Raw genomic sequence first — 18,688 nt, forward strand, 5'->3', positions numbered from 1 at the left:
TCTCGATCGACCAACCCAAGGTGGATAGCCAACGCCTGCCGCAGAATCATCTGCTGAGATTGGCCGGTGCGGTCAGCTTCGGCTCGCAGCGCCGAGACGAGCACAAGGTCGCTGCGCAGCGCTGTGACGTCGATCCGTATGACGGTTTCGAGGAGCCGGGGAGCGGACGACATCGGCCGCCGACTTCAGCTGGGCTTGGTGTCTGAGCTGGGGGCCGGGGCTACGGGCTTGTCCTGCGGTTGGTTTTCGGGGAAGTGGCAGGCGGCCTGGTGGCCCGGAGCCAACTGCAGCAGCGGTGGCTCGGTGGTGCGGCAGATTTCCTGGGCTTTCCAGCAGCGGGTGTGGAAGCGGCAGGCTGCGGGTGGGTTGATGGGGCTGGGGACGTCGCCCTGGAGGCGGATGCGTTCCTGCTTGGTCTTGCGCTTGGTGTCCGGGACCGGGACGGCCGAGAGCAGCGCCACCGTGTACGGGTGCATCGGCTGCTCGTACAGGCTCTTCCGGTCCGCGAGCTCGACGATCTTGCCGAGGTACATCACCGCGACCCGGTCCGACACATGCCGTACGACGGACAGGTCGTGCGCGATCATCACGTACGTCAGGTCGAACTCGTCCTGCAGGTCCTCCAGCAGGTTGACCACCTGGGCCTGGATCGACACGTCCAGCGCGGACACCGGCTCGTCGGCGACGATCAGCTTCGGGCGGAGGGCGAGCGTACGGGCGATGCCGATGCGCTGCCGCTGACCGCCGGAGAACTCGTGCGGGTAGCGGTTGTAGTGCTCCGGGCTCAGGCCGACCAGCTCGAGCAGCCCCTGCACGGCCTTCTTCACGCCGTGCTCGGTCTTCACGTGCTGCAGCTTGAACGGCGCCCCGACGATCTTGCCGACCGTGTGCCGCGGGTTCAGCGAACCGTACGGGTCCTGGAAGATCATCTGCACGTCGCGACGCAGCGGACGCATCCGGCCCTCGGACAGATGACTGATGTCGCGGCCCTCGAAGATGATCTGGCCGGACGTGGGCTCCAGCAGCCGGGTCAGCAGCCGGCCGGTGGTGGTCTTGCCACACCCCGACTCCCCCACCAGCGACAGGGTCTCGCCGCGGGTGACGGTGAAGTTCAGGCCGTCGACAGCCTGAACCGCACCACTCTGCCGCTGCAGCACGCCCTTGCGGATCGGGAAGTGTTTCGTCAGGCCGGTGACCTTCAGCAACTCCTCACCGAGCCTGGGCTCGGTGGTGCCTGGGACGGCGGTGGGTTCGGTGTTCGCAGTCGTCACGATCGTCGTCCCGTCACAGCTTCGGCTTGATGTCGGTCTCCCAGGCATGCTGACGCTTGGCCGGGGTGAGGTGGCAGGCGACCATGTGGCCGTCGCCGGTGTCCAGCAGCTCGGGACGCTCGGTCTCGCTCGCGCCCTCGTTCATGCGCGCGTAGTTGCACCGCGGGTGGAACGCGCAGCCCGACGGCACGTTGATCAGACTCGGCGGCGTGCCCTTGATCGGGATCAGCCGCTCGAGGCGCTCCTGGTCGATCCTCGGCATCGAGCCAAGCAGTCCCCAGGTGTAGGGATGCTGCGGCCGGTCGAAGATGTCCTCGGCCGAGCTGTACTCGACTGCGCGACCGGCGTACATCACCTGGATGTCGTCGGCCAGCTCCGCGACCACACCGAGGTCGTGGGTGATGATGATGACAGCGGAGTTGAACTCGCGCTGCAGGTCCCGGATCAAGTCCAGGATCTGCGCCTGCACGGTCACGTCGAGCGCGGTCGTCGGCTCGTCCGCGATCAGCAGGTCCGGGTCGCAGGACAGCGCCATCGCGATCATCGCGCGCTGCCGCATACCGCCGGAGAACTGGTGCGGATAGGCATCCACCCGCTTCTCCGGCTGCGGGATGCCGACCCGGTCGAGCATCTCGATCGCGTGTTTACGCGCAACCTGCTTGCTCACGTGGTTGTGGACCCGGTAGGCCTCGATGATCTGGTTTCCGACCGTGTAGTACGGGTGCATCGCCGACAGCGGGTCCTGGAAGATCATCGCCATCCGCTTGCCCCGCAGGGCGCGCACCTCGGCCGGCGAGGCGGAGACGAGTTCCTCACCGTCCAGGTAGATCTCGCCGGAGATCCGCGCGGTGCCGACCTTGTGCAGGCCCATGATCGACAGGCTGGTCACGCTCTTGCCGGAGCCCGACTCACCCACGATGCCGAGCGTCTTGCCGCGCTCGAGGGAGAACGACAGACCGTCCACCGACTTGACCAGACCGTCGTCGGTCGGAAAGTGGACCCGCAGATCCTTTACCTCGAGAAAAGTCACTGCAGCCTCACTCTCGGGTCGACCGCGGCGTACAGCAGATCGACGACCAGGTTCGAGAGCACGATGAACCCGGCGGCCAGCAGCGTCACGCCCATGATCTTCGGCATGTCCTGGTCGGAGATGCCGATTACGGCGTACTTGCCCAGGCCGTTGAGGCTGAACACGTTCTCGGTCAGTACGGCGCCGCCGATGAGCAGGCCGAAGTCCAGACCGAAGATCGTCAGGATCGGCGTCAGCGCCGCCCGCAGGCCGTGCTTGACGACGACGTCACGCTCCACCAGGCCCTTCGCCCGCGCGGTCCGGATGTAGTCCTCGTTCATCGTCTCGAGCATGCCCGCCCGGGTGAGCCGCGCGTATTGCGCCGAGAAGAGGAAGGCCAGCGTGATCCACGGCAGCAGCAAGGCATACGCCCAGCGGGCCGGATTCTGGGTGAACGGCACGTAGGAGCCACCGCCGGGGAAGATGCCCCATCGGTAGCTGAGGAACGACAGCGCCATCAGGCCGGTCCAGAAGATCGGCATCGACACACCGGCCAGCGCCAGCGTCATCGCGGCCCGGTCGAAGAAGGTTCCACGCCGCAGCGCCGACAGGACGCCCACCGCCAAACCGCCGACCAGCCACAGCACCGCCGCGCCGATCGCCAGTGAGAAAGTCACCGGGAAACGGTCGAGCAGGTCGGGCCACACCGGCGTCCGGCTGATGAAGGAGTACCCCAGGCAGGGTGCCGGGCAATGCTCCACGCCGGTGCCCAGGTTGAAGTCCGAGCCGACGACGATGCCCTTCGCCCAGTGCCAGTACTGCACGGTGACCGGGTCGTAGAAGCCCAGTGCATTCGCCACCGCCTTCACGGTCTCCGGGGTGGCGGAACGGCCGACGTACCGGGTGGCGAGCGTCTCCGGCGTCGCACCCGCCAGCCGCGGGAACAGGTAGAAGATGCCGAAGGTGATCACGCTGACGACGAACAGCGTGCCGACAGCGGCGAACAGGCGCCTGATGATGTATGCGATCACGGAACTCTCGGCGTCGGCGGCCCGCCGGGGAGGTTGATCCCCAGCGGGCCACCAGCTGCCTTTACCTTCCTACTTGGTAGCGAAGCCTCACGGCTTGCCGAGCGAGAGGTAGTCGTACATACCGAACTGGTCGTTGACGAACACGTTGGTCAGGTTCTGGCCACGGACCATCAGGGTCTTCGCCCACAGGCCCGGGTAGATGACCGCCTGCTCCATCACCTTCTTGTCGACGTCGACCCAGATCTTCTCGCGCTTCGTCTTGTCCAGCTCCACCGTGCCCGCGTCGAGCAGCTTGTCGACCTCGGGAATCCGGACGCTGGTGTTCGACGAGCCACCGGTCTCCCGGATGACACGCGAGTCGGTGATCTGCGACAGGAAGCCGAAACCGTCGTTCCAGTCCGCGCCCCAGCTGTTCACGACCAGGCCGAGGTTGTGGCTGCGCACGTACGGCGGGTTGCCGGCGTAGGTACCGAAGTAGTCCTTCCGCGGGAAGTTCTTCGGGGTGATCTTGATGCCGATCTTCGCCAGCGACTGCTGGAACGCCTCGACGGTCGCCTTCTCCTTCGGCCGCTCGGTCCGGTAGGACATGTTGGTCTCGAAGCCGTTCGGGTAACCACACTTGGTCAGGGCTTCCTTGGCCTTGGCCACGTCACCCTTGGAGTCCGGCGTCGCCCACAGGTCGAACTTCTCCTGCCCCGGGATGACCGGCGGCATCAGGTTGCTGGCCAGCTCGCCACCGGCGAACGGACCGCCGTACGCCGTCTGGTACGCCGTCTTGTCCATGCCGTACATGACCGCCTTGCGGCACTCGATGTTGTCGAACGGCTTCACCGTCGGGTTGATCGAGATGTACTGGAACCGGCCGAGCGTCGGGTTGTCCGCGCGCGCCTTGAGGTTCGGGTCGGCGAGCACGCGGGCCTGGGTCGCCGGGGTGACACCCACACCGGTGACCGCGACGTCGAGGTCACCGGAGAGGATCCGGTTGTCGATGTCCTCGGCGTTGACGTTCATCGACATCTCGATCCGGTCCGGCAGCGCCTTACGGTTCGGGTCGGTCGCCTGGTCCCACTTCGGGTTCCGGACCAGGTTGTAGCCCTTGGCGTCCGAGTAGGACTCGAACATGTACGGGCCGGAGGAGACGACGTGTTCCTTGTACTTCGCGCCGGTGTCCTTGGCCTTCGGGACCGGAATGGTCTGCGGCGTCATCGCCAGGTAGTCCATACCGGCGAACGGCGTCTTGAGGTGGAACACGATGGTCTGGTCGTCCGGCGTCTCGATCGCCGAACTGGTGTCCATCCCCTTGGACAGGTAGGCGCCCTTCCAGCCCGCCGGCCAGGCGAGCATCGAGTCGAAGTACGCCGGACCGTCCGGGTGCACCTCCTTCGAGGTGGACCGCTCGACCGCGTACTTGACGTCCTTCGACGTGATCGGGGTGCCGTCCTCGAAGACGAGGCCCTTACGCAGCTTGTAGGTCCACGTCTTAGCGTTGTCACTCGGCTCGCCGAGCCCCTCGGCCAGGTCGCCGACCAGCTCGTTGCTGGCGTCACCCGGCGCGACCTTGAACATGGTCAGCGCGCGGCCCCACAGCCGGATCATGTCCCACTGGCTGCCGTAGTAGGTGTCTCCCGGGTCCACCGAGTCCGGGGCACTCTCGTCGGCGAACTTGACCGTGCCGCCCTTCTTGTCCGACGGGTTGAACACCTTGCCCAGGGCGGCGTTGAACTCCGCCTTGGTGGTGCTGCCACTGCCATTGGTGTTGTCCCCGCCACCGCCACATGCGGTCAGCACGAGGGCGAACGCCGCCATCGCGGCGATCCCCATCTTCCTTCTGGCGTTCATCGTTCTCCGCTCCACCCCTTCGTGTCAGGAGTAAGGTCCAGCCGGCGCGTCCGTCGCGCGCTAGCGGGCTCGTGGGTCCAGGGCGTCGCGCAGACCGTCCCCGAACAGGTTGAAGGCCAGCACCGTGACGAAGATCGCCACGCCCGGCCACAGCATGAAGTGCGGCATCGTGTAGAACGCGACCGCGTCCGACAGCATGCCGCCCCAGGTCGCCGTCGGCGGCCGGACACCGACACCCAGGAACGACAGCGCCGCCTCGAACAGGATGTTGGTCGGGATCAGCAGCGTCGCGTACACCAGGATCGGGCCGAGCAGGTTCGGCAGGATCTCGACGAACAGGATGTACCCACGCCGGGCGCCGAGACTGCGGGCGGCGTCGACGTACTCGCGTTCGCGCAGCGACAGGGTCTGGCCGCGGATGATCCGCCCGATGTACGGCCAGTTGAAGAAGCCGATGATGAAGACCAGCAGCGACACCCGCAGCGTGTTGCCCTGCAGCCCGAAGGCGGTGTCCGGCATCACTCCGGCGAGTGCGATCGCGAAGACCAGCAGCGGGAAGGCCAGGAACATGTCCATCAGCCGGCTGATCACCGCGTCCACCCAGCCGCCGAAGAAGCCGGCGATGATGCCCATCGTGGTGCCGATCGCGACCGACAGCAGGGTGGCGAAGAAGGCGATCAGCAGCGAGATCCGGGAGCCGTAGACGACCCGGCTGAAGATGTCCCGGCCGTTCACCGGCTCCAGCCCCAGCAGGTGGTGCCAGCTCATCCCGCCGAAGGTGCCGATCGGGGCGAGCGTGCCGCCCTGGGTGTCGATCAGGTCCTGGTGGAACTCGTTCGGCGGGTCGCCGAGGGCCTTCACGATCAACGGCGCGAAGAGCGCCATCAGGATCAGCAGCACGACCACCACCCCACCGGCCATCGCGATCTTGTCGCGCTTCAGCCGGGTCCAGGAGATCCGCCACAGCGAGCGGCCTTCGATCCGGGCGACGCCTTGCAGGATCGCTTCCGGTTCACCCGGTACGCCCGGCTCGACCTCGAGTGGTGTGGTCACGCGCCGGCTACCCCCTGTCATGTTTGTCGGTCACGAGCCGCAGGGACGTGCGGCTGCCGCCTTAACCTGCCGCCATTACACGCCGGAGTCAAACGCGGAAAGTGCTGCGTTGCCCGATCGTGATCGTCAGGAAATCGTCCCGTATCGTGGACATTCGGCAGTAAACCACGCAGCCGCACCCACCGTCGCGGATACTTCGCGAACCGTTACTGCCATGACATTTTTGTGTCACGGTGGGCAATCTGCCGATTTGGCTACTTCCGGAGTCCGGACAGGTACAGGAACGACAGCTGATTGAGCGCCGGCGCGACGTTCTCCAGGTCCTTGCCGGCCACGACGGTCAGGCGTCCCTGCCAGGTCGGGATCACCGGCACCTCCCGGGCGACCACACTCTGTAGCTGACCGATCAGCTTGTCGCGCTCGAGCCCGTTCTGCTCGGTCGTCTCCTGCTGCAACAGCGCGGACGCGGCGGCCGAGCGGTAGCCGTTCTGGAACACGGCACCGGTCCGGATGAACGGCGCCAGATAGTCGTCCGCGTCCGGATACAACGGGATCCATCCCGCGTGGTACAGGTCGTACGCCCCGGTCTTGGTCAGTTGCTGGTACTGCGGCCACTCCGCGCTCTTCGTCGTCACCTTGAACAGCCCGGACGCGTCCAGCTGCCGCTTCAGCTCGAGCACCTCCGCCTTCGCGCCAACGCCGTACTGGGATGGCGTCCAGCCGACCGTCAGCGGCACCGGTACGGCGATGCCCGCCTGCTTGAGGATCGCCGCGGCCGCGGCCCTGCTCGGCTCCTTGTACTCAGACCGGAAGGCGTCGACTTGCCCGCCGAACCCAGGCGGTACGACGGAGTACAGCGGCGTGACTGTTCCGTCGTACGCCTTCGTGACGATGGCGGGGCGATCGATCAGCTGCGCCACTGCCCGTCGTACGGCGAGTTTGCGGGAGGTCGGCGACTTCATCTGGAAGGCGAAGAAGCGGATCGAGGCGTAATCGCTCTCGACCACCTGGAGCTGATCGGACGCGCGCAGCTTCTCCAGCAGAGCCGGGCCGAGCCCGTGGTACGCCAGGTCGGCCTTCCCGGTCCTCATCGCCTGGTACAGCGCGTTCGGGTCCTTCTTCAGGAGGATCTCGACACCGTCGTTCTGCGCGCCGCGCGGTCCCTTGTACTTGGCGAACCGGGCCAGCGTGATCTCGCTACCCGGCTTGTACGCCGTCAACTGGTAGGGACCACTGCCGATCGCCTTGGTGTTGAGCAGCTTGTTCGCCGGGTAGACCTGCTCGTCCACGATCGACCCGGCGGTCGTGGTCAGCAGGTACGGCAGCCGCGCGTCGGGGGTCTTCAGGTTGAACACCAAGGTCAGGTCGTCCGGCGCACTCAGCGAGGTCAGTGAGGTGAACAGCGACGCCGCACTGTTCTTCAGCCGGAGCATCCGGTCGAAGCTGAACTTCACGTCCGACGAGGTCAGCTCGTGCCCGTTCGGAAACGTGAGCCCGTCCTTCAAGGTGCACGTGTACGTCGTCGGTGAGTCGAACTGGCAGTCGGCCGCGTCCGGGACCGGCGTCGGCTTGCCCGGCATGATCGTCAGCAGAGTCTGGTAAAGGTTCGCCTGCACGGTCCGCGAACCGATGTCGTACGGCCCGGCCGGGTCGAGCGAGCTGATCGTGTCCGTCGTCACAACCCGCAGCAGCGTCGCCTTCGGCGTAGTCGCCCCTTGATGCGGGGCATTGTCGTCCGGCTCACCACACGCAGCCAACGACAACACCAGCGCCGCCGTCACCGCGACCCGACGCCACGTCACGATCACCATCACCCTTCCCCTGCCCACACACCAAGACAACGGACACTAAGGCACCAGGTGACGTTACTTGGTCAACGGAGCAGGTTGCGCAGTGACTCCGGTGTGAGCGGTTCGAGCGAGTCGACCACGAGCCGGCGGGGCGCTTCCGGGATCGTCACCCACTGCGGTACGGCGACCACGTAGGCGCCGGCCGCCGTACCGGCTTCGACACCGGTGTTGGAGTCCTCGATGACGACACATTGAGTGGGATCCACCCCGAGCTGACGGGCCGCGGTCAGGTACGCCTCGGGATGCGGCTTGCCGTTCGTCACCTCGTCCCCGGCGACGATCACCTCGAACGGATCGGCCGGCAGATGGCCCAGCACCGCGTCGATCATCACCCGGTACGACGCCGACACCAGGGCGCAGGGCACCTCTTCCTTCCGCAGCGCCTGCAGCAGGTCGAGCGCACCAGGCCGGAACTCGACATCCTTCTTCAGCCCGCCGACCACCTCAGTGAACATCCGCCTGGCCAGCTCCTCCGCTGTGATCGCACCGGCCGGGATCCGCGCCATCCACACCTTCAGCGCGTCGCTCAGATGACTGCCGACCAACTGGACGCAGTCCTCCATGGTCCAGATCGCGCCGAGCGAGCCGAGCAGCTCGATCTGCACCTCCGCCCAGACCTTCTCCGAATCGACCAACGTCCCGTCCATGTCCCAAAGCACTGCCTCAAGACTCATGACGCGTTGAAGTACTTTGCCTTGGGGTGGTGGACCACCAGAGCGTCGGTGGACTGTTCGGGGTGCAACTGCAGCTCCTCAGATAGGTGAACGCCGATCCGTTCCGGCTCCAACAGCCGCACCAGTTTCTCGCGGTCCTCCAAGTCAGGACATGCCGGGTACCCAAACGAGTACCGCGAGCCCCGCTCGTAGTCGGCTCGCCGACACGTTCCGCTGGACGTGAAACCGGGCGCACCTGGACGCGGGACGACGTAGGCTGGCAGTCCGGTTTCCGGCGATCCCCGCCGGATGGCACAGAAGACGACAGGGGGCCTGCGAGTGGTTGATCTCGCGAACCTGAGGGACCCGGTCGTGATCGCCGCGTTCGAGGGCTGGAACGACGCGGCCGAGGCGGCCACCGGAGCGGTCGACCACCTGATCGACGAGTGGGACGCCGAACTCGTCACCGCGATCGACCCCGAGGACTACTACGACTTCCAGGTGAACCGCCCGCAGGTCGGCTTCGACGACGACGGCGTACGACGGCTCACCTGGCCGACCACGCGGCTCTTCCTGGCCCGGCCTGAGGACACCGGCCGGGACGTGCTGCTGATCCGCGGCATCGAGCCGAACATGCGCTGGCGCGGCTTCTGCCAGGAGCTGCTCGAGGTCGTCGACGAGTCGAACGCACAGCTCGTCGTCGTACTCGGCGCGTTGCTCGCCGACTCCCCACACACCCGGCCGATCCCGGTGTCGGCGACGTCGGCCGACCCCGAGCTGACCGCGTCCTGGAGCCTGGAGCCGTCGACGTACGAGGGCCCGACCGGGATCACCGGCGTCTTCGCCGACCTCTGCGGCACCCTCGGCGTACCGGCGGTGTCGATCTGGTCGGCGATCCCGCACTACATCGCCGGCACCCCCTGCCCGAAGGCGTCACTCGCCCTGCTGAACAAGATCGAGGCGCTGCTCGACCTGCAGATCCCCGAGGGCGAGCTGCCCGAGCTGGCCCGCGCCTGGCAGCGTGGCGCCGACGAGCTCAGCGAGGAAGACCCCGAGGTCGCCGAGTACGTCGCTTCCCTCGAGGAGCAGCGCGACACCGCCGACCTCCCGGAGGCCTCCGGTGACGCGATCGCAGCCGAGTTCGAGCGCTACCTGAAGCGGCGGAACAAGAGCCAGCCCGACTGATCCGGTCGTTACTCTACTCTGGCGTAACATCGCGGAACGTCCTATTGTCATCGGGCGAAAGGACGGCCGTGAGGGAGCGGGGATGCGCAGGTCTGGGGTGGACGAGCGGGGCGGCAGTTCCGTCCCGGCGCTCGCCGTACTGGCCTTGCTCGGTGTGGTCGCGGCCGTCGCGATCTTCGGTGATCGTGAGCCCCCGGTCGACCTGAGCACGCTGTCGAGTTCGTCGACGCAGACGACCATCAGCAGCGCGCCCCTGGACCCACAGCCGTACGCCGTGACGGACGGCGTGGTGGTCCACCCACGGGCTGAGTCCGCGCTGTACACCGCGCCGGACGCGGATGCCTTCGCCAAGATCGCACCGAAGCAGTTCGGGCCGACGTGGCTGCCCGTGGTCCAGCAGACCGACGGCTGGGTTCGGGTGCTGCTGCCTTCCAAGCCGAACCGCTCGACCGCCTGGATGCGCGACGAGGATCTGGACCGGGCCTCGTCGCCGTACCTGATCCGGGTCCACACGGGCTCGCGGACACTCGAGCTGTTCGAGCAGGGCAAGCGCCTGGGTGTGTGGAAGGCGGGTGTGGGTGCGCGGAAGACGCCGACGCCGCCCGGCCGGACCTTCCTGCTCGGCTCGATCATCGACAACAAGCGGTCGGCCTCGCCGATCGTCCTGCCGCTCGGCGCCCACAGCCCCACCCTCGACACCTTCGGCGGCGGCCCCGGCACGGTCGCGATCCACGGCTGGCCCCGGCCGGACGTCTTCGGCGCGGCCATCAGCGCCGGCTGTGTCCGCGTACCCAAGACCGCGCTGGCCCACCTTCAGAAAGTCCCCCTCGGGACACTCGTCCTGATCGACTCCAAGTGAGGATCCCGGAGATGCGACGACAATTCGCACCGACCATCTTGACCGCCGCGGCCGTGACCGGCGTGGTGGCGTTCAGCCTGGTCGCCAGTTCCCCGGTGGGCAACGCGGCCGCTCGGCCGTCTTCGGCGTACGCCGTGAGTGCGGAAGGGCAGGTCCCGGTCGACAAGACGCCGTACGTCGAGTCGCTCGACGGGAAGCGGCGGAGTTCCTCAGCGCTCGAGCTGCCGAAGAACCCGCTGCTGTCAGTACGGGCCGGGACCGTGACGGCCGGGAACGACGCGGCTTCGGTCGAGCTCTTCGATGTGACGGTCGGGCCGGACGTGCTCAGTCAGGTGAAGGTTCCGGCGGAGCTCAAGCAGACCTGTGCCAACCTGCCGGCGCAAGGCGCCGACGACCTGCCGATCCCCGACCTCCCGCTGCCCGACCTCGGACTTCCGCTGCCGACGCCGAGCACGAAGGACCTTCCGGCGAAGAACCTGCCGGAGCTCTGCAACCTGCTGCTCACACCGCCCAGCTCGCTGCTCGGCATCGACGCCGTGAACGTCTGGTGCTCCGGCGACGACGGCGGCGTCGACATCGGCTCGATCACCTTGCTCGGCCAGAAGATCGCCGTACCGACCACCAAGCAAAGCTTCACCATCCCGGCGGCACCGCTGGCCACGATCACCGTCAACGAACAGACCAAGCGAACGGACGGCTCGTTCACGATCACCGGCCTGACGATCAACCTCGGCGGCGGCGCTCAGGTGATCCGGTTGGCCTCGGCGACGTGCGCCAAGCCGGCGGCAAAGCCCACGCCCAAGCCGACGCAGCCTACGACCCCGCCCACCCACGTCGACCAGCCCCCGATAGCTCCCCCGCCGACCCCAGTCAAGACCCACCACCCCGTGACCGGCTAAAGCTCCTGGGCGACCAGCCAGCTAGAGCTTCACGCCGAGCAGCGCGTTGACGGCCTGAGCGACGAGGGCCGGCGCTTCGAGGTCGTCGCCGTTGGTCGAAGCCCAGGTGTCGATCGCGGACAATGCAGCGACGGTGTCGAGGTCGTTTGTGAGAGCAGCGCGTACGGCGTCGACCGCGGCGGCGCCGTCGGGACCCGAACCGCGGGTGATCGCGCCCCGCCAGACATCCAGCCGCTCCTGCGCGTCGAGCAGATCGGACGACGTCCAGAACCAGTCGGTGCGGTAGTGATGGGCGAGCAGCGCGAGCCGAATCGCCATCGGGTCGGAGCCGGCCTGGCGTTCCTTCGAGACCAGCACGAGGTTGCCCTTGGACTTCGACATCTTCTCGCCGTCCAGGCCGACCATCGCCTGGTGCACGTATGCCCGCGCGAACGGGTACTTCCCGGTCGCCACCTGCGCACCGCTGGCGGACATCTCGTGGTGCGGGAAGATCAGGTCGGAACCACCGCCCTGCACGTCGAACGTCATCCCAAGGTGCTCCAGCGCGATCGCCGAGCACTCGACGTGCCAGCCCGGACGGCCGCGGCCCAGCGGTGAGTCCCAGGCGGGTTCACCGGGACGCTCATGCCGCCACAGCAGACTGTCCAGCGGGTCCTGCTTGCCCTCGCGGTCGGGATCTCCACCCCGCTCGGCGAACAACGAGCGCATCGTCTCGCGGTCGTAGTTGGACACGCTACCGAAGGCCGGATCCGCCTTCACCGCGAAGTACAGGTCGCCGTCCACCGAGTAGACCGCCCCGGCGCGCTGCAGGTCCTCGACCGCGCCGGCGACCAGTTCGATCGACTCGACCACGCCGATGTAGTGCTGCGGCGGGATCACCCGCAGCGCGGTCATGTCCTCGCGGAACAGCTGGATCTCCTCCGCGGCCAGGTCCGTCCACTCCACGCCGGTCGCGGCCGCCCGTTCCAGCAGCGGGTCGTCGACGTCGGTGATGTTCTGCGTGTAGAGCACCTCGTGCCCCGCGTCCCGCCACAGCCGGTTGATCAGGTCGAACGTCACGTACGTCGCCGCGTGGCCCATGTGCGTGGCGTCGTACGGCGTGATCCCGCACACGTACATCCGCGCAGGGCCGTCACTGGCCGGCGGCACCTCGACCGGCCCGCCGGAGGCGGTGTCGTAGAGGCGCAACCGCCGCGCCGGACCCGGCACAACCGGGATGTCTGGTTCAGTCCACGCCTGCATATGCGGGAGCTTATGCCAGGCCGGAAATCGCCGGCACGACCCGGTTCCATTCCCCGGTCCCGGCTGCGGACCGGCCACGATTGCGGTATACGACGACCCCCTTGGCCGGTTAGCCTCGCGGCGATGAACGCATCGCAGGGCTTCAGCCCCGAGTTCCAGGCGTACGGCGCCTGGGTCGCCGCTGTCGCGATCCACCAGCAGGACCTGTTCAATGATGCGCTCGGCGACGGTCACCAGCACGCGAACCTCGACAGCCGCACGCTGACTGGCGACCGCGGCGTCCTCAGCGGTGTCACCCTGCTCGGCAGCTTCTCGCACAGCGACCACACTTGGCTGTGGGCCTGGGCGAACCAGCACTTCGGGCCACACGACCCCGCCTCGGCACCGACGCTCGCGATCCGCGACTTCGGCGAACGGCACGGAATCACCGAGTTCACCACCGACTCCCCGGACCTGAGCGGCTTCCCGGAGCCGGCCCAGGCCGCCGCCACCCTGGCGATCACCGCCGGGACGGTCCTGCGCGGCCGCGGCATCTACTCGACCGCCATCAACGACGGCCAGGGCCACGTCTACCTGCAGGTCGCCGACGAACAGTTGCCGCTGGCCCCCTTCGACCCGATCGTCACGCCGCGCCTCTTGCTCACTGCCATCGGCGTCTTTCCCGCCGACCACCGCCAGGTCGTCCGCGGCTACTTCCAGCACTTCGGGATGCAGTACGCCGAAACCGCCGACGCCCTCCGCGGCACCGCCCCGGACGGCAGCACCGTCGTCATCACCCTCGACGACCACAACCGCCTGAGCAACGTCAGTATCGAACCGGCCTAGAACGCGGGCCAGGGAATCGCCGGCCATTCGTCGCTCGGGAAGGGGTGAACCCCTGTCCGCAGCAGCGAAGCGCACCGCTCACGGGTCGCCGTCAGCTCGACAGCCGTGATCAGTTCACACAGCTGCGTCCCGAGCCCACCGGCCAGTTGATCGGCCAGTTTGCGTACGTCGTCCAGGATGTCGTCCGGGATCGGCTCACCAGCCCAACCCCACAACACGGTGCGCAGCTTGTCGTCGGCGTTGAAGGTGACGCCGTGGTCGACTCCGAAGACGCGTCCGTCGCCCGGGTTCAGTACGTGCCCGCCCTTGCGGTCGGCATTGTTGACCACGGCATCGAATACGGCCATCCGCCGTAACGCCGCGTTGTCCGCATGCACCAGCGTGACCGGGTTGTGCCGACCGTCCAGCGCATCGAGTACGCCGACCCAACCGCGCGGCACCCGACCCTGCGGAACGATGTCGACCAGCTCGGTCTCCCCCGGCTCGAGCTCCACCTCGTCGATCCACAACTGCACCATGCCCTCGCCGAGCGGCCCGTCCCGCAGCAGCGTCGGCGGCACGATCGACCACCCGAGCGCCTCCGATACGACGTACGCCGCGTACTCGCGCTGGGCCAACGTGCCGTCGGGGAAGTCCCACAGCGGCCGCTCACCTTGGACCGGCTTGTAGACCACGGTCGCCGTCTCGCCGTCCAGGCTCACCGAACCCTGGAAGGTGCCGTTCGACGCGGCCACCAGCCGGCCGTGCAGCGACAGCTCCCCCTGGGCCAGCAGGTCCAAGTCGATCATTCGGGCACGTGCCTGCGGTAACCGTTGGCGCGCGGGCAGATGTGGCCGTCGGGATCGATCGGCCGGCCGCAGAACGGGCAGCTCGGCCGGCCGGACGCCACCAGCGCGACCGCTCGGCGGGCGAAGGCGCGAGCCTGCTCCTCGCTGATCCGGACGATGAACACCTCGGCGTCCTCGGACTCCATCGCGGCCGTGACCGGGTCGGTCTCCTCCAGTTCGGCCTGCTCGCCCGTGACGACCGAGAACACCTCGATCACCACCCGCTCGGCGTCGGCCTCCCAGGCCAGCGTCATGGTGCCGGCCCGGAACTCCTCCTCGATCGGCTGCTCCAGCGGGTCGGTGTCGTCCAGCCCCACCGGCGCGACGGGATCCCGGTCGAACCGCCGGGCCACCTCGTCCAGCATCACGTCCAGCCGCTCCGCGAGCGCCATCACCTGTTCCTTCTCACAGGCCACCGAGGTCAGCCGGGCACCAGCCCGGGCCTGCAGGAAGAACGTCCGGGCACCGGGCTCACCAACAGTGCCGGCGACGAACCGGTCCGGGTCGTCGTAGGAATGAACAACTCGCGCCATGTAACAGACCCTATTACCGTCCGCCGACGACTGCGTCGGAAGACTGCTTCTTGGGCCGGCCCTTCTTGGCCGGCGGCTTCGGGACCAGTGAGGCGAGCTCGCTGCCGGAGTCGTTCAGCCGGACCAGGAACGGCCGGGTCGCGGTGTAGGTGATGATCGTGGTCGACGCCGTGTCCACCACGATCCGCTGGAACGTGTCCAGGTGCTGCGCCAGCGCATCCGCGACGATCGCCTTGATCACGTCCCCGTGCGACACCGCTACCCAGATCGCGCCGTCGCCATGGCTCTGCGCCAGTGCCGCGTCATGCGCCCGTACGGCGTCAACCGCCCGCTGCTGCATCGCCCGCATCGACTCGCCGTTCGGGAACGTCACGGCCGACGGGTGCTGCTGGACCACTGCCCACAGCGGGTCCTTCGCCAGTGTCGAGATCTTCTGCCCGGTCCAGTCGCCGTACCCGCACTCGGTCAGTCGCCGATCCGTTGCCGGACGCAACCCGTCGTGGTGCTTTGCGATCAGCGCGGCGGTCTGCTTGCAACGCTCCAGCGGCGACGTGACGATCGCGGCGAGCGGCAGCCCGGCCAGCCGCTGTGCCACCGCCTCCGCCTGCTGTACGCCGGTCTCGTCCAGCTTCACCCCGGGCGTACGGCCGGCCAACGTACCGGACGTGTTCGCAGCGCTACGGCCGTGCCTGACCAGAATCACCGTGGGCATGCAGTGCACGTTATCCGGTCAGGCAAACCCCGGTGCATGATGGTCATGTGATCGTGGACTGCGGCGTGTACGCCGAGGGTGAGCGGCAGGATCTGCCCAGGGATCCGGAAACCGTTGCCCAGGCCATCGACGACGACGGCCGCTGCTTCGGCTGGGTCGGCCTGCACGAGCCGTCGGCCGCCGAGATGCGCCGCGTGCAGAAGCTGTTCGACCTGCACGAGCTCGCCGTCGAGGACGCCCTCAAGGCCCACCAGCGACCGAAGGTGGAGCGCTTCGGCAACGCCTTCGTCGTGGTCCTGCGCACCCTTTGGTACGTCGACGAGGGCGACGCCGTGGAAACCGGGCAGCTGAGCGTGTTCATCGGCGACCGGTACGTCGTCACCGTCCGGCACGGCGAAGGCGGGGAACTGGCCACCGCACGCCAGCAACTGGAGGAACGCGCGTCGGTCCTCGGGCACGGGCCGGCCGCCGTACTGTGGGCGATCTGTGACTCGGTCGTGGACGGGTACGAGGACGTTGCCGAGCAGGTCGAGATCGACGTCGACGAGGTGGAGTCATCGGTGTTCTCGCCCGAACGCACCAGCGACGCGGAGCGGATCTACAAGCTCAAGCGCGAGGTGCTCGAGATGCGGCGCGCGGTCGGGCCACTGCGCGAACCGATGGAGCAGTTCGCGCACGGCATGCCGGGGATCAACCCGAAGGCCGGGCCGTTCTTCCGCGACGTCGCCGACCACGTCAGCCGGGTGTCCGAGCAGACCGAGGCCCTCGACGTCCTGCTGAGCTCCGCCCTCGCCGCCCACCTGGCCCGGGTCTCGGTGCAGCAGAACGACGACATGCGGCGGATCTCGGCCTGGGTCGCCATCGCCGCCGTACCGACGATGCTCGCCGGCATCTACGGCATGAACTTCGACAACATGCCCGAGCTCCGCTGGCACTACGGCTACTATGCCGTCCTGCTGCTGATGGCGACCGTCTGCTTCGTCATGTACCGCTTCTTCCGCAAGGTCGGCTGGCTCTAGGTCGCCGTAATCGTGCTCGTCATCAGCAGAATCACCAGCACAATGCCGAGCAGAACGCGATAGAAGGCGAACACCTCGATGGTGTGCTTGGCCACGAACCTCAGCAGCCACGCCACCGACGCGTAGGCGACGACGAAGCTCACCACCGTCCCAACAATCAACTGGACAGCGCCGACATCACCGTTCAAGGCATCTTTCAGCTCGTAGACGCCTGCTCCAACCAGTGCCGGAATGCCGAGCAGGAAGGCGATCCGGGTCGCTGCCACCCGGTCGAGTCCCATCAGCAAGCCCGCCGAGATCGTCGCACCCGAGCGCGAAACACCGGGAATCAGTGCGAGGCACTGCAGCAGGCCCATCACCAGCGCGTCCATCAGCGTGATCCGGGTCAGCGGCCGCGACTTACTGCTCAGCCGCTCTGCCGCGACCATCACGATCGACCAGCCGATCAGCGCCGCCGCCACCCACCACAGGCTGCGCAACGGACCGGAGATGAGGTCCCGAGCCAGGAACCCGACGATCACGATCGGCGTCGAGCCGACGATCACGTACCAGCCCATCCGGTGATCCAGCTCACCGCGATGCTCGGGCTTGATCAGACCGCGCACCCAGGCGACCGCGATCCGCCGGATGTCCTTCCAGAAATACAGGACCACCGCCGCGATGGCGCCGATCTGGATCACCGCGGTGTAGCCGGTGATGGACGGGTCGTCGATCCGCAGTCCGAGCATCTTCGACACGATCGTCAAGTGGCCGGTGCTCGAGACCGGCAGGAACTCGGTGAGCCCCTCGACGATGCCGAGGATGATGGAATCCCAAATCGTCATCAGTGGCCGACCCCGGAGAGTTCGAGGGCTTCGGCGACCGTGCGCAGATCGGCGATCCGCTGGTCGACCGTCGGCGCGAACGGGGTCAGTGCGACCGTTGTCGCCCCGGCCTCGGCGTACGCGGTGAGCTTCTCGGCCATCCGCTCCTTGCCACCGAGCAGCGAGATCGAGTCGATGAACCCCTGCGGTACGGCGGCCATCGCCTCGCGGTGCTTCTTGTCCAGGTACAGGTCCTGGATCTGCTTGGCCTCGTCGGCGTACCCCATCCGGACCGCGAGCGCGTTGTAGAAGTTCTTCTCCCGGCTGCCCATGCCGCCGATGTAGAGGGCGGCGTACCCGCGGATCGGGTCGGCCGCGGCGTTCAGGTCGGCACCGGTCATCACCGGTACGGACGCGACGACGTCGAAGCCGTCGAGTCCCTCTTGACGGGTTTGGCGGCCCGTCGCGATGTGTTTCAACTGCTCTCCCAGATAGGCGGGGTCGTTGAGGATACCGAGCCAGCCGTCGGCGATCTCACCGGCCAGTTCGAGGTTCTTGGGCCCGACCGCGGCCAGGTAGACCGGCACGTGATCGCGGATCGGCCGGATGGACAGCTTGAGCGCCTTGCCCGGGCCGTCGGGCAGCGGCAGCGTGAAGTGCTCGCCCTCGAACGCGACCGTCTCGCGGCGCATCGCGGCGTTGACGATGGCGACGTACTCGCGGGTGCGCGCCAGCGGCTTGTCGAAGCGCACACCATGCCAGCCCTCGGACACCTGCGGCCCGGAGACGCCGAGGCCGAGGCGGAACCGGCCGTTCGACAGCTTGTCCAGCGTCGCCGCGGTCATCGCCGTCATGGCCGGGGTCCGGGCCGGGATCTGGAACACGGCCGAGCCGACGTCGATGGTGGACGTCTGGGCCGCGATCCAGGACAGCAGGGTGGCCGCGTCGGAGCCGTAGGCCTCCGCGGCCCAGGTGACCGAGAAACCGAGCCGCTCGGCCTCCTTCACCAGCCTCAGATGATCCAGATGGTCGTCGCCACCGAAGACGAAGCCGATGTTGAGTCCGAGTCGCATGAATG

18 protein-coding genes and 1 pseudogene are annotated in these 18,688 nt (G+C 67.5%); 5 read left to right on the top strand and 14 right to left on the bottom strand.

The features are described from left to right. Positions 1-185: 185 nt before the first annotated feature. From EV646_RS07030 to EV646_RS07065, 8 genes and pseudogenes are all read right to left on the bottom strand, one after another. The gene (locus tag EV646_RS07030; RefSeq protein WP_241995498.1) at positions 186-1,271 is read right to left on the bottom strand and encodes an ABC transporter ATP-binding protein; all 1,086 of its coding nucleotides are present in this window, start codon (positions 1,269-1,271) and stop codon (positions 186-188) included. Between the two features lie 13 nt (positions 1,272-1,284). Then, positions 1,285-2,301 carry an ABC transporter ATP-binding protein gene (locus EV646_RS07035; protein WP_132145216.1) on the bottom strand — a complete coding sequence of 339 codons (1,017 nt, stop codon included), beginning with the start codon at positions 2,299-2,301 and terminating at the stop codon, positions 1,285-1,287. Beyond that, complete coding sequence (locus EV646_RS07040; protein WP_132145218.1) at positions 2,298-3,311, bottom strand: ABC transporter permease; 1,014 nt, start codon at positions 3,309-3,311, stop codon at positions 2,298-2,300. Before EV646_RS07040 ends, EV646_RS07035 begins: the two co-directional genes overlap by 4 nt. Before the next feature lie 87 nt (positions 3,312-3,398). Further along, positions 3,399-5,150: an ABC transporter substrate-binding protein gene (locus tag EV646_RS07045; RefSeq protein ID WP_132145220.1), complete on the bottom strand. Its 1,752-nt coding sequence runs from the start codon at positions 5,148-5,150 to the stop codon at positions 3,399-3,401. Between the two features lie 60 nt (positions 5,151-5,210). Then, the gene (locus tag EV646_RS07050) at positions 5,211-6,203 is read right to left on the bottom strand and encodes an ABC transporter permease (RefSeq protein WP_241995500.1); all 993 of its coding nucleotides are present in this window, start codon (positions 6,201-6,203) and stop codon (positions 5,211-5,213) included. Positions 6,204-6,457: 254 nt separating this feature from the next. Next, positions 6,458-8,014, bottom strand: a complete 1,557-nt coding sequence (locus tag EV646_RS07055; RefSeq protein WP_132145224.1) for an ABC transporter substrate-binding protein — start codon at positions 8,012-8,014, stop codon at positions 6,458-6,460. A gap of 62 nt (positions 8,015-8,076) precedes the next feature. Further along, positions 8,077-8,727, bottom strand: coding sequence for an HAD family hydrolase (locus EV646_RS07060; RefSeq protein WP_132145226.1), 651 nt, complete (start codon positions 8,725-8,727; stop codon positions 8,077-8,079). After that, positions 8,724-8,912: pseudogene (locus EV646_RS07065) on the bottom strand (vitamin B12 dependent-methionine synthase activation domain-containing protein); the annotation flags it as partial. The gene EV646_RS07060 and the pseudogene EV646_RS07065, both read right to left, overlap by 4 nt. A 133-nt stretch (positions 8,913-9,045) precedes the next feature. Between EV646_RS07065 and EV646_RS07070 the strand changes: the two are divergent. The 3 genes from EV646_RS07070 to EV646_RS07080 all read left to right on the top strand — a co-directional run bounded on the left by EV646_RS07070 (position 9,046) and on the right by EV646_RS07080 (position 11,649). Continuing rightward, entirely contained in the window at positions 9,046-9,891 is an 846-nt protein-coding gene (locus EV646_RS07070; protein ID WP_132145228.1) for a PAC2 family protein, read from the top strand. An 82-nt stretch (positions 9,892-9,973) separates the two neighbouring features. Then, positions 9,974-10,750, top strand: a complete 777-nt coding sequence (locus tag EV646_RS07075) for a L,D-transpeptidase (protein WP_132145230.1) — start codon at positions 9,974-9,976, stop codon at positions 10,748-10,750. Between the two features lie 11 nt (positions 10,751-10,761). Then, positions 10,762-11,649, top strand: a complete 888-nt coding sequence (locus EV646_RS07080; protein ID WP_132145232.1) for a hypothetical protein — start codon at positions 10,762-10,764, stop codon at positions 11,647-11,649. 21 nt (positions 11,650-11,670) lie between these two features. Here EV646_RS07080 and mshC read toward each other — a convergent pair whose 3' ends face one another. Beyond that, on the bottom strand, positions 11,671-12,891 hold the full coding sequence (gene mshC / locus EV646_RS07085; RefSeq protein ID WP_132145234.1) for a cysteine--1-D-myo-inosityl 2-amino-2-deoxy-alpha-D-glucopyranoside ligase: 1,221 nt from the start codon (positions 12,889-12,891) through the stop codon (positions 11,671-11,673). Between the two features lie 123 nt (positions 12,892-13,014). Between mshC and EV646_RS07090 the strand changes: the two genes are divergently transcribed. Continuing rightward, positions 13,015-13,716, top strand: coding sequence for a DUF6882 domain-containing protein (locus tag EV646_RS07090; protein ID WP_132145236.1), 702 nt, complete (start codon positions 13,015-13,017; stop codon positions 13,714-13,716). Here EV646_RS07090 and EV646_RS07095 read toward each other — a convergent pair. The 3 genes from EV646_RS07095 to EV646_RS07105 are packed head-to-tail and all read right to left on the bottom strand — an operon-like array spanning position 13,713 to position 15,788. Next, positions 13,713-14,504 carry an SCO1664 family protein gene (locus EV646_RS07095; RefSeq protein WP_132145238.1) on the bottom strand — a complete coding sequence of 264 codons (792 nt, stop codon included), beginning with the start codon at positions 14,502-14,504 and terminating at the stop codon, positions 13,713-13,715. The two genes, EV646_RS07090 and EV646_RS07095, sit on opposite strands and share 4 nt — an antisense overlap. Continuing rightward, positions 14,501-15,076, bottom strand: a complete 576-nt coding sequence (locus tag EV646_RS07100) for a DUF3090 family protein (protein ID WP_132145240.1) — start codon at positions 15,074-15,076, stop codon at positions 14,501-14,503. Before EV646_RS07100 ends, EV646_RS07095 begins: the two co-directional genes overlap by 4 nt. 13 nt (positions 15,077-15,089) lie before the next feature. Continuing rightward, positions 15,090-15,788, bottom strand: a complete 699-nt coding sequence (locus EV646_RS07105) for a histidine phosphatase family protein (RefSeq protein ID WP_132145242.1) — start codon at positions 15,786-15,788, stop codon at positions 15,090-15,092. A 47-nt stretch (positions 15,789-15,835) separates the two neighbouring features. On the opposite strand from EV646_RS07105, the gene EV646_RS07110 reads away from it, so the two are divergent. Then, positions 15,836-16,807 carry a magnesium and cobalt transport protein CorA gene (locus EV646_RS07110; protein ID WP_199236851.1) on the top strand — a complete coding sequence of 324 codons (972 nt, stop codon included), beginning with the start codon at positions 15,836-15,838 and terminating at the stop codon, positions 16,805-16,807. Here EV646_RS07110 and EV646_RS07115 read toward each other — a convergent pair. Then, positions 16,804-17,631 carry an undecaprenyl-diphosphate phosphatase gene (locus tag EV646_RS07115; protein ID WP_132145246.1) on the bottom strand — a complete coding sequence of 276 codons (828 nt, stop codon included), beginning with the start codon at positions 17,629-17,631 and terminating at the stop codon, positions 16,804-16,806. The two genes, EV646_RS07110 and EV646_RS07115, sit on opposite strands and share 4 nt — an antisense overlap. Then, on the bottom strand, positions 17,631-18,683 hold the full coding sequence (locus EV646_RS07120; RefSeq protein WP_132145248.1) for an LLM class F420-dependent oxidoreductase: 1,053 nt from the start codon (positions 18,681-18,683) through the stop codon (positions 17,631-17,633). The genes EV646_RS07115 and EV646_RS07120 overlap by 1 nt, the downstream gene beginning before the upstream one ends. Between the last annotated feature and the right edge of the window lie 5 nt (positions 18,684-18,688).

It is taken from the genome of Kribbella antiqua (assembly GCF_004345665.1).
GTDB lineage: Bacteria > Actinomycetota > Actinomycetes > Propionibacteriales > Kribbellaceae > Kribbella > Kribbella antiqua.